Below are 12,072 nucleotides of genomic sequence, written 5' to 3'. Positions count from 1 at the left end.
TTAGACGGCAGCAGCAATCACCTGTTCAGTGCTTAACACATCCTGGTCGATCAGGCGGTTGGTACATGCAATAATCGCTTCAATTGAAGAGGTCACGATGTTGTCATGTACACCAGCACCAAAGGCAGATTTACCTGTGCCTTTTACTTGAAGTTCAACCAATGCCAAGGCTTTGGCATGTGCACCTGAGCTGATGCTACGTTCTTCATAGTTCAAGACATCAATCGGCAATTGTAATGCATCCAAGATCGCAGAGATCGGACCGTTACCTTCACCACGCAAGTGCTGAGTTTCACCATTGACTTCAATATCCAACTCAATCACCTGATTGCCATTTTCATCTGACAATTTGTAGTTTTTCGCTGAATAATGGGCATCTTTTGCGGCAACATATGTCTCTTTGAACAAGCTCCAGATCGCTTGTGCTGAAATCTCAGTACCATCTTCATCAGTTTTTTGCTGCACGATTTGCGAGAATTCGATCTGTAAACGACGTGGCAAGGTCACGTTGTAGTTCGATTCTAATAAGTAAGCGATACCGCCTTTACCAGACTGTGAGTTCACGCGGATGACAGCGTCATAGTCACGGCCCAAGTCTTTTGGATCGATCGGCAAGTACGGCATATCCCAGATTTCTTCGTTTTTCTGGAATTCGAAACCTTTTTTGATGGCATCCTGGTGCGAACCAGAGAAGGCAGTGAAGACCAAGTCACCCGCATATGGATGACGTGGGTGGACTGGCAAGCCCGTACATTCTTCAACAGTCGCAATGATTTCGTTGATGTTCGAGAAATCCAAGTTTGGCGCAACACCCTGGGTATACATGTTCAAGGCAATCGCTGCCACGTCCACGTTACCGGTACGTTCACCATTACCGAATACACAACCTTCGACACGGTCAGCACCGGCCATAATTGCCAATTCAGACGCTGCGATCCCACAGCCACGGTCATTGTGACAGTGAACTGAAATGATCACGCCGTCACGACGCTCGATGTTACGGTGCATCCATTCCACTTGGTCGGCATACACGTTTGGTGTAGAGACTTCGACAGTGGCTGGCAAGTTCAAGATCACTTTGTTTTCTGGAGATGCTTCCCAGATTTCAGTCACAGCGTCGCAAACGTCTTTCGCCACTTCCAATTCAGTTGCAGAGAAACATTCAGGGCTGTACTGGAAAACAAATTTAGTTTCAGGCTGTTTTGCTGCGTATTCTTTCACTTTTTGCGCTGCATTAATCGCTAACTGTTTTGCACCTTCAACGTCTACGTTCAACACTTTTTGACGGAATGTCGGTGAGTTAGAGTTGTAGATATGCACGATTGCGCGTTTCGCACCTTGTAAAGATTCAAAAGTACGTGCGATTAAATGGTCACGTGCCTGAACCAATACTTCGATGTAGACGTCATCCGGAATATGACCTTCTTCGATCAATTTACGAGTGAAGTCGAAATCAATTTGCGATGCAGATGGAAAGCCGATTTCAATATGTTTGAAACCGATTTTTACCAACATCTGGAACATTTTGAACTTCTGCTCGATGTTCATTGGCTCGAAGATCGCCTGGTTACCATCACGCAGGTCAGTACTCATCCAGATTGGCGCTTTAGTGATTTCATTGTTCGGCCATTGACGGTCTGGTAAGTCCACACGTTGATACATGCGACGGTATTTTTTACTTGGATCAGCCAACATCATGAGAGAGCTCCTTAGGTAGCCTGGCATACTCGCTTGGTGTAGCAGTTGCTCGGTCTACAGCATAGATTTTGTCTATATATTCGTTTACAGGCAGGTGAGGATAAATTAGATCAATCCTGTATTTTTTAAGTTTTGATCATCAGGATCAACCAGACACCTGCATGGTGAACCTATAATTAAATTTTAGTCCAGAAAACGTGAAAAGTTTTTGCTTTTTCTATGGATTTTAGTCGTATCTTAAAAAAGATTTTCTTATAAAGTTATTAATTGGAAAAATATTTCTATAATCTATTTTAATTTTGTTGGATTTTCCTGTAATTAAGCGATAAGGCTAAAATATTTCTTTATATAATAGCTTTGTTGGAAGTTCTTAAGCAATGCATACATGAAATCTTTCATATCAAAAAATAAAGGCTAGTTTGATGAATCCAGACTAGCCCTTAATATCATGAAGATTGCTCAGATCAGTATTTAAAATGCAGGCCTAAAACACCACTGATGCCTTCTGCTTCAGTGGCATAGTGGGAAGAATAGGCTTTGCTAAAATAACGTGTATCGGACAGGTTATTGATATTCAACTGTAGATCTACATTGGAGTTCACCTGATAACGTGCCATGGCATCGTAACGCACATAACCGGGAACAAATTTGGTATTGGCGGCATTGCCATAAATTTTATCCATTGCCACAGCACCGGCACCCAATGTCAGTTGAGGCATGACCTGATAGGTCGTCCATAAGGTTGCACTGTTTTTTGCTACGTTCTGAACCCGATTGCCATTGTTCGAGCTTGGTACATAGATGGGATCTGCTGTGGTTCCAATATTTTCAAAGCCACCATCAATCAGTTCACTATCCAAATAGGTATAGCCTGCGGAAATTGCCCATTTCTCGGTGACATTTCCATTGATACCCAGCTCAATCCCATCGACACGGGTCTCACCGATATTACGGGTACTGCCATCAGCATCGGTGGAGCGGGTATTGGTTTTTTCAGTACGGAAAATGGCTGCCGTCAGATTCAGTTTATCTTCCAGAAGATCCCATTTAGTTCCCAGTTCCATGGTGCGGACTTTTTCAGCTTTTAGATTTTCAATAGCTGCGCTAATACTTTCAGAGCCATCACCACCATCGATACCGACCGGATTCGAGGAAGTGGCATAGCTGATATAAATACTGCCATTTTCTCTTGGCTTAAAGACCAGACCCGCCTGATAATTAAAAAAGTCTTCTTCATTTTCGAGGGTCAGCTGATCACCTGGAACGGCGGTAATCGGTGTATTGTTTGCACCTGTCACCGCATTATTGAATCGTCCATAGGTCAAGGTTTGCTGAGTTTTGTAATCATCCCAACGTATACCCAGATCCAGAATCCATTGCGGATGCAATTCGATACTGTCCAGTAAGTAGATCGATTTTGATTTGGTCTCGATATCATAACGGTCCGCACCATCTGTATTAAGTGTCCCCGTCCACGCACCCCGGTCTGGATTGTCTACAGAAGTACACCAGCCTAAGGCCACATTGGCAGGAGTACCACAGGCCGCAAAAGAGCTTCCAGTAGCATTCAGACCATTAATAATATATTGGGTACGTTCGGTATCCTGATCTGAATATTCTGCACCCAGGTTAAAGCTGTGTTGAATAGCACCAGTATCAAATTTGCCTGTTAAAGCCAGTAGGTCAGTAAAGGTATCGGTATTTGCGATACGTGAATTGGCCCGTGCCCAGACATTGCCATTCAAAATGAAGTTCCCGCGTGAATCATCGGGGTTGGTCCAGAGGTAGTCATTTTTAGAGCGGTTAAAGACCGCCGTATTACTCAGGGTTAGATTGTCATTCAAATCATGTTCTAATTTTAAAGTACCAATCTGGTTTTCCTGTTTCTGGAAATCACGATCTTTCCAGCCATAGTATTGACCAGCTTTGACATCAATTGGTTTCCCATTACCATTTAAAGCGACATTGGCATTGGTGGCTCCAAATGGATTATTATAGGGAACGCCGGAGTCTGGAATATCATCAGTTTTCAAATAGTAATAACTTAAAGTTCCACGCGTTGCGCTGTCCAGGCCAAAACTGAAGCTGGGTGCAATACCAGCACGTTTATATTCAGGACCGTCATGTTGACCGGCTTTTTCATTCTGGTGGCCCATGACCGCGATACGAGCCGCCATGCCATTGCCGAAGTCCTTGTTAGCATCCAGAGTGATACGTGCATACATATCTGTACCACCCGCAACAGAGCCTTCCAGCGCATCTCCCTTTTTCGCCACTTTGGAGATCATATTAATACTGCCACCCGTAGTGCCCGCACCGCCCATGGCAGAAGCAGAACCTTTGGTAACTTCGACGTGCTCAATGGCAAACATTTCCCGGTTTTGTGAAGTCGAATTTCGCACGCCATCGACGTACATCGAACTTTCCGAGTTATAGCCTCGAATAAAAGGCCGGTCCCCATTCGGATTGCCGCCTTCACCTGCGCCTAAAGTAATACCTGGTACGGTACGCAAAGCATCAGCCAGCGTAGTGACCTGCGTATCTTCAATCAGTTGTTGGGGAATCACGACCACAGATTTTGGCGTGTCCAGGAGTGGCGCAACAAACTTGCTATTGGCTGACTGATCGACTTTTAGACCCGGCACGGGTTCAGCTTGTACTTCCTGATGAATGGTCTCAAGCTGCACCACATTTTCCTGTGCAATCGTGTGTGCAGATGCAAAAGAAAGGGAAGAAACGATGGCTGAAGAAACTATTTTTTTACGAGATTTTATATAGCTCATAATCATTCTTTTTTATTTTTAAGTTTGGATTCGCAAATAATAATTATTATTGTTATCGTTGCTATCCTTCTTGCATTGATATTGGCAATGAACAAAATTTAATCAATTTAAAAAATAGATAGACTAGAGTGCGAACTGAGAATTAAAACCATGTTTTTAATATAGATTGATTAAATATGGATCTTATTTGGTTTTTATTGATAATAGCTATTGATAGATAAAGCTATGTTGAATTGCCTTTAAAGACGCTTCAAGGAGTTAAGGGTAAGATATTTAACTAATTTATTTTTCATTTTTATTTTCAATTAAATCCTAATTAATCAATTCCCCTAAATAGACAGCTCGGTTGAATATCTGCCACGGTCGCTGTTCCCATTAAGGCCATGGTAATCTCAAATTCTTCTTTCAGGATTTTGATCACATGCGCTACGCCCAAAGCTCCGGCAGTCGCCAGACCATAAATATAAGGACGGCCAATCAGGACAGCAGAAGCACCTAGGGCAATTGCCTTGAATACATCCGATCCACGACGGATGCCGCCATCATAGAGCAGAGGAAAATCTGCTGGCACCACCTTTTTAATCAGCTGCAAGGCAATGAGAGGAGAAATGCAGGTATCCAGCACGCGACCGCCATGATTGGAAATGATCAGGCCTTTTACCCCATGCTGAATCGCCAGCTGGGCATCCTGAGGATGCACAATGCCTTTCAGAATCACAGGTAAGTGAGTCTGCTGTACCATCCAGGCAATATCTTCCCAAGTTGGGGCAATTTTCATTAGTCCGTTAAAGACAGGATGATCACCTTCCTTTAATTCTGGTAAGGGAATATGCGTAGGCGTATGCGGATGTTGCATGCCTTCCGGTAAATGAAAAAACGCACGACGTTCACGATCGCGGATGCCAGTATGTGGTGAATCTACCGTAATCACTAGCGCCGTATAATGGTGTGCCTCAGCCATTTTGACCAAAGCTAGAGATTTTTCCCGATTCCCTTGCCAGTAAAGCTGAAACCATTTGCGTGGATTGTCCTGTTTCAATGCGCGCATGTCAGTATTCGTAAAAGTACTGAGAATCATATTACTACCCATCACTTCTGCGGCGAGGGCAGAAGCGGCTTCGGCTTCAGGATGAAACTGCTGCTGATGTCCAATCGGTGCCAAAAAAATTGGATACGGAAATTTTTGTCCGAATATTTCGATTTCAGTGTTGCCTTGGGTCAGATCTTTCAGCATACGCGGCAGAAGCTGAATATCCTGAAACTGCTGTAAATTATCCCGGACACTGACTTCATTCATGGAACCGCCTTGCAGATAATCCCACACCATGCTGGAGAGATGTTTCTCGGCTTCGACCTCATAATCGGCGATGGTTTGTAGGTAGGCTGGGATTTGGGTCAGTGGCGCCATTGGTTCACGTGACATTACAAATCACCCCATTGACGAATCAGGTTGTGATAATGGTGGGTCAGTTGTAGGACTTCTTCGGTATCGCCAATTTGCTGGCGCAGCTTGATAATGGTCATGTCTAGATCAAACAGCATACTGCGTTTGGCATCTTCCCGAACCATACTTTGAATCCAGGTCACAGCCGCAATACGCCTGCCTTGGGTCACTGGTTCAACACGATGCAGGCTGGTCGATGGATAAACAATCACATCACCAGCGTCCAGTTTCACTTCATGGCAACCATACTGGTCTTCAACGACCAGCTCACCACCTTCATATTCATCGATTTCAGATAAGAATAAAGTCAGTGACACATCGGTACGAATGGCCTGTCCGAGTAGAGGAGAGTAATGAATGGCATTATCCACATGATTGCCATAGGTGCCTGAATCCTGATAGCAGTTAAACAGGGGCGGCAGGATATGTTTCGGCAGGGCAGCAGAGGTAATTAAATGATGACTTTTCAGTGCCTGTAAAATGATAGGGCTAATCTGCTGATACAGAACAGAAGAAGAATCCAGCTGCAGGTTCTTTTTGATTTTCTGTGCCTGACTCCCCGCACTGAGTTGCCCATTCATCCAGTGTTCTGAGCGATCCAATTGCTGTCTCAGTTCGGCAACTTGTGCTTTACTTAATACTGCCGGGATATGTAACATCATTTTAAAAGCATTCCTGCAATTGAAAATATCGTGCATTCAAGAGAATACACGATATTGATAGATAGAGATAAAAGCTGAATTAAAATTTATAGTTCAGGGTTAAAGCTGCTGAACGTGGTTGGCCCAAGATCACACGGCCACCTCCATTATTCAACGTGCTGATGTACTCTTTATCTGCCAGATTATAAACATTCAGGTTTAAAGAAGTCTGGTCATTAAAGGTATAACCGGCCATGGCATCAAATACCACATAGCTTGGAATGCTTGGCATATTCGCTGCTGCAGTACTGTCTGTAATCACACGTTTTTGCTCATCCACATAACGTGCGCCCAAGCCCAGTTTTAAACCAGCAATGTTATAGGTCGTCCATAAAGAAGCGGTCCATTCAGGTGACCAACGTACACTATTGGTCTGGGTCACTACACCCGTGTTGGAGTTGACACTGAACTGGTCTTTTTGCTCGGTTTTCATATGGGCAACACCTGCTGAAATATTCCAGGCATCAGTAATTTTACCGACAGCACCCAATTCGATTCCTTTAACTGTAGTTTTACCTTCCTGAACAGACTCGCGGGTAATTGGATCTTGGGTAAACTGGTTTTCATTTTCGGTGTAGTATGCCGCAGCATTTAAAGCCAGATCACCATCCAGCAGGTCCCATTTGGTGCCAATTTCATAATGATGAGTCTCTTGAGGGTCTGCTGCCGAGCTGTTTATTCCTGTAGTTGAAAGGCTAAAGTTGCTGCTACCCGGCGGTGTCAGGGATTTGGCATAAGATGTATACACACTGCTGTAGGCGGTTGGCTTATATACACCACCGAGCTTCCAGCTGAATAAAGTGTCATGGGCTTTTAAATCTGTTTTGGTTTCAGTCACTGCTAGTGTCGTACTATCGGTTGAGTAACCTAGTGCATCGTAATTGGTATCGTAATAATCGACACGGACGCCACCATTAAGTTGAAAACGTTCGCCAAACTTGAGCGTATCGAAAAGATAAGCAGCCGCCGTCTGGGTTTCACCATCCGAATAAGCGCCCGTATACACAGGATCAGGCAGATTCTGGTGACGGTCAGGATGGTATAGATTCGCGGGTGGTGTACTGTTAGTAGGCTGCCCTGGCATTTGTGTAGCCAGTGTTCTGGAATGTTGCTGCTCTTTTAATAGCTCTACGCCAGCGACCAGATCATGCTCTACTGAACCGGTTTTGACATTCCAGTTCACCGTGCTCTGATTGGCCAGAATTTTATTTTCCTGATCAACACCCTGGCGTGAACGGCTTACTGTCCAGTCTTGAGGATTGGTAGAGTCATTTCTTGAAAGGCTATTAATCCCCGTCAAAGTACGCTGCATCTGGGTATTGCCCAGACGGGTAATATTGGTAAATTTCAGATTTTCAGCCCAGTCACTTTCGATTTTGGCTGTATACATATCAGCATCAACATCTTCATGGTCATCTACATGGCCATAATAATTTTCACGGTCTACTTTAGGTGCGCTGGCGATTAGCGGATCTGCATTCCAGAATCCTTTCATGCCAATCGTTGGAATACCGCCATCCGGAATGTTACGTTGGCGGATATGCTGGGAATAAAGATACAGTCGAGTATCACTATCCAGACCAAAGGCGATAGAAGGGGCAACAGCCCAGCCTTGATTCTCGATATAGTCGCGGCCTTCTACACCGCCATCTTGACCCATTGCATTTAAACGGACAGCAACGCTGTCATTGATCGCCTGATTAATGTCAGTGGCAAGACGCGTATGTTCAGCCGTATTGTAGGTGGCAGAGACTTCACGACTGTTTTCCAAATGAGGCAATTTGCTGACCAGATTCACATAACCAGACGCCGTACCACGTCCACCTTCGGCACCCGCAGGGCCTTTTACGACTTCCACCTGTTCCAGGTTAAATACATCACGACTCACAGCGCCGAGGTCACGAATACCATCCAGATAGGTGGAGCTTTGAGTTGAAAAGCCGCGCATCTGGAAGGCATCGCCAGCACTGGTATTCCCATTCTCACCGAGTTGCAGGGTAATTCCTGGCGTATTACGTAAGGCTTCAACCAGGGTGGTTGCACCTTGTTCTTTTAATAAGTTCTTGTTGATAATCGAAACGGTTTGAGGCGTATCTACTAAAGCTTGGCTAGATTTAGCAGAACTCAATTGATCTACTTTATATTCATTTGCAGTTTTATTCTTAACTGTAATTTCTGGAAGCTGAATAACGCCTTCATTGGTGATGTTATCTGCATGAGTGATCAGTGGCAAAGTTGCAGCAAGTGCGACCAATGAAGTCTTGTAATGATGTTTTCGGCTTTTGATATGCGCCATGTGACAGAATTCCTGAATTGAATAATATTTCCCTTACCACCTTGATATGCTCGAGTTCATCAAATAGCAGCAATTATGGAGTTATTGTTATGGCCTTTAACAATTTTGCGAATTGTAGTGATAATAATTATCATTAACAATATTTAATTAAATCATTCTTATGAATTTATGGATGAAATTACTGTTTAATATTCAAACTTTAATCTGGGATTTCTATGAAGAAAAATTTCAAAATAAACTTATTTTTCAGTTTTTTACCTAAGATTAAAAAATGTAATTATTTTCTATTTAAAGCTTTTTATCAAAAGGTGTGTAAATAGAACTAAATCTAGATTTAAAGTTTTATATCTTTCAGAAAATAAAAATAGCCTCACGAATGAGGCTATTTTTTGAGGAGGGAAGAAGCTAAAACTTAGTATTTAAAGTTCAGAGAAAGAACTGCGTTACGGCCTTCTGCTTCAGTTGCATAGTGAGATGCATAAGCTTTAGTGAAATAACGTTCATCCGATAGGTTATTTACATTTAACTGCAGGTCAACATTTTGATTTACGTTATAACGTGCCATGGCATCATAGCGTACATAACCTGGAACATATTTAGTATTCGCTAGGTCACCATACACTTTGTCCATCGCAACTGCACCAGCACCGATTGTTAACGCAGGGGTTAGATCATAAGTCGTCCAAAGTGTGGCTGAGTTTTTCGCAACGTTAGGCATTTTATTTCCATTGTATGGACTATCTTCATTTGTACATACAGTTGGTCGACCGCTACATTTTTTTCCATTATCAACAGCTTCACTGTCTAGGTATGTATAGCCCGCAGAGACTGCCCATTTATCAGTAAGATTACCGTTTAAACCAAGCTCAAAGCCATCTACCTTACTTTCACCAACGTTAGCATAAGTAGTCGGTGTTAACTGAACTCGAGCATTCTGTTTTTCAGTACGGAAAATTGCAGCAGTCAAATTCAATTTGTCATTAAATAGATCCCATTTCGTACCAATTTCAAATGTGCGGCTTTCTTCAGGATCGAGATTGCTATAATTTTCTGCAATACCTTCTGAACCATCACCTGAGTCAACACCTACAGGGTTGGCTGAAGTAGCGAAGCTTGTGTAAATAGATCCATTTTCACGCGGTTTAAAAGTAAGACCTGCCTGGTAAGTGAAGAAATCAGCGTCACTTGAAATGGTTTCACCTGAAGCATTGGTTTTTTGCTTGGTATCAAAGTCATCCCAACGCAATCCTAAGTCCAATAACCATTGCGGATTGAGTTCAATGTTATCCAGTAAATAAATAGAAGCTGTTTCTGTGGTAGTGGTCGTGGTAGCTCTGTTGGCTGTACGAGCACCTAACCATTGATCACGTGAGTTTGGATTGGTTAAAGAAGTACACCATGCATCATTATTTGCACAATCACTGTTAAATCCACCTGTCGTGCTATCAGGGTAGCCAGGGTAGGTGGTTGAATAGTTACCTTTATCAGATTCTTGTTTAGAGTATTCAACACCTGTATTAAAGCTATGCTTTAGAGCACCGGTATTAAACTTACCTGCTAAAGAAAGTTGATCGCTAAAGGTTTCTGTATCTGTAATCCGTGAGTTAATACGACGCCATACTTTATCATTGAGTACGTTACCTTTTGAGTCATCAGGCTGCGTCCATAGATAATCATTTTTTGACTTGCTATAAATAGCAGTATTACTCAAAGTCAAATCATCAGTCAGATCATGTTCTAATTTAAGTGTACCAATCTGATTTTCTTGTTTCTGGAAATCACGATTTAATAAACCATAGTAGATGCCTTGTTTAACATCGATAGGTTTACCGACAGTCGCTTTTTTATCTTTGTCATAATTATATGGAACACCAGCATCAGGCGTATCATCAGATTTTAAGTAGTAATAGCTTAAAGTCCCACGAGTAGGAGTATCCAGGCCAAAACTGATACTTGGTGCAATACCTACACGTTTATATTCAGCGCCGTCTTTCTGACCTGCTTTTTCATTTTGATGACCCATCATAGCAATACGCGCTGCAATGCCATTACCGAAATCTTTGTTGCCATCTAAAGTGATGCGCTGGTAATTATCGGTACCTTGTGCAATGGAACCTTCTAAAGAATCACCAGCTTTAGCAACCTTAGAGATCATGTTGATGCTACCGCCAGTCGTACCGGCACCGCCCATTGCAGAAGAAGAGCCTTTGGTCACTTCAACCTGTTCGACCGCAAACATTTCACGGTTTTGTGAAGTCGCGCTACGAACTCCATCTACATACATTGAGCTTTCAGAGTTATAACCACGAATAAATGGACGATCGCCATTCGGGTTGCCACCTTCACCCGCACCCAAAGTAATACCAGGTACAGTACGTAAAGCATCAGAAAGTGTAGTGACTTGAGTGTCTTCAATCAGTTGCTTAGAAATGACTGATACAGATTTAGGTGTATCCAGTAAAGGTGCAACAAATTTCTTATTTGCGGAATTATCTACTTTTAAACTTGGTGTCTGTTCAGCTTTAACTTCTTGATGAATAGTTTCGAGCTTGACCACATTTTCATCAGCCACAGCATTTACGGTTACAATCGAGAGGGAAGAGGCAATCGCCGATGAAACGAGTTTTTTACGTGATTTGATAAACGACATGTGGGAACCCGAAAAAAAGCTTAAAATTTATGTATGCGAATAATAATAATTCTTATTTAAATTAAGAATTACTTGCCGATAGGAAATGACGATTTTAAGGATTGTATTAATTGGTTTGATCAATGTGATAGTGTATCAAAATGTTTCTAAGTTAATGTATTTAAAATAGATCTGATTAATAGATTATTATCGTTACTTTTATTGAGATTATTAGAGTTTAAAAATTTTGAAGAAAAGATAAAGAAAAGTTTACTAAAAGTCCTATAAAAATCCATAAATGCCGATGAATGAGATGATCTGTCCAGTTTGAGTAATCAATATATCTACTCTTATTTGAGGGAAGGGATATTTAATCAAAGAAAAATGAATTTGACTGAATAAATTTGATTATTACAGCATCAATAAAGACGATTCAAGTATTGTGTTTTGTATATCTGCAAATGTTGTCATATAATGTGGCACATTTTTATAAACCTGTTATTACCAAATATATAGAGGAA

At 42.2% G+C, this 12,072-nt stretch carries 6 protein-coding genes; all 6 read right to left on the bottom strand.

From position 1 onward, the window contains the following. The 6 genes from leuA to FTU46_RS05925 all read right to left on the bottom strand — a co-directional run bounded on the left by leuA (position 1) and on the right by FTU46_RS05925 (position 11,572). Positions 1–1,698 (bottom strand): 2-isopropylmalate synthase, encoded by a 1,698-nt coding sequence (gene leuA / locus FTU46_RS05950; RefSeq protein ID WP_180104548.1) that lies wholly within the window; start codon positions 1,696–1,698, stop codon positions 1–3. A 464-nt stretch (positions 1,699–2,162) separates the two neighbouring features. Further along, the gene (locus FTU46_RS05945; protein WP_180104547.1) at positions 2,163–4,481 is read right to left on the bottom strand and encodes a TonB-dependent siderophore receptor; all 2,319 of its coding nucleotides are present in this window, start codon (positions 4,479–4,481) and stop codon (positions 2,163–2,165) included. A gap of 316 nt (positions 4,482–4,797) precedes the next feature. Further along, positions 4,798–5,904, bottom strand: a complete 1,107-nt coding sequence (locus tag FTU46_RS05940; protein ID WP_180104546.1) for an alpha-hydroxy acid oxidase — start codon at positions 5,902–5,904, stop codon at positions 4,798–4,800. Then, positions 5,904–6,587, bottom strand: coding sequence for a Fe2+-dependent dioxygenase (locus tag FTU46_RS05935; protein ID WP_180104545.1), 684 nt, complete (start codon positions 6,585–6,587; stop codon positions 5,904–5,906). Before FTU46_RS05935 ends, FTU46_RS05940 begins: the two co-directional genes overlap by 1 nt. Positions 6,588–6,666: 79 nt before the next feature. After that, positions 6,667–8,922, bottom strand: a complete 2,256-nt coding sequence (locus FTU46_RS05930; protein ID WP_180104544.1) for a catecholate siderophore receptor Fiu — start codon at positions 8,920–8,922, stop codon at positions 6,667–6,669. Between the two features lie 412 nt (positions 8,923–9,334). Then, entirely contained in the window at positions 9,335–11,572 is a 2,238-nt protein-coding gene (locus FTU46_RS05925) for a TonB-dependent siderophore receptor (protein ID WP_180104543.1), read from the bottom strand. Positions 11,573–12,072: the final 500 nt, after the last annotated feature.

It is taken from the genome of Acinetobacter sp. YH12108, assembly GCF_013419055.1.
Taxonomy (GTDB): domain Bacteria; phylum Pseudomonadota; class Gammaproteobacteria; order Pseudomonadales; family Moraxellaceae; genus Acinetobacter.
Note: the sequence above shows the minus strand (reverse complement) of the source record. Positions and strands in the feature narration are given on the sequence as shown.

What these genes read in the sequence shown, in the direction of transcription:
- leuA (WP_180104548.1), bottom strand. Translation starts at nt 1,698, where the DNA reads ATGATGTTGGCTGATCCAAGTAAAAAATACCGTCGCATGTATCAACGT.
- FTU46_RS05945 (WP_180104547.1), bottom strand. Translation starts at nt 4,481, where the DNA reads ATGAGCTATATAAAATCTCGTAAAAAAATAGTTTCTTCAGCCATCGTT.
- FTU46_RS05940 (WP_180104546.1), bottom strand. Translation starts at nt 5,904, where the DNA reads ATGTCACGTGAACCAATGGCGCCACTGACCCAAATCCCAGCCTACCTA.
- FTU46_RS05935 (WP_180104545.1), bottom strand. Translation starts at nt 6,587, where the DNA reads ATGATGTTACATATCCCGGCAGTATTAAGTAAAGCACAAGTTGCCGAA.
- FTU46_RS05930 (WP_180104544.1), bottom strand. Translation starts at nt 8,922, where the DNA reads ATGGCGCATATCAAAAGCCGAAAACATCATTACAAGACTTCATTGGTC.
- FTU46_RS05925 (WP_180104543.1), bottom strand. Translation starts at nt 11,572, where the DNA reads ATGTCGTTTATCAAATCACGTAAAAAACTCGTTTCATCGGCGATTGCC.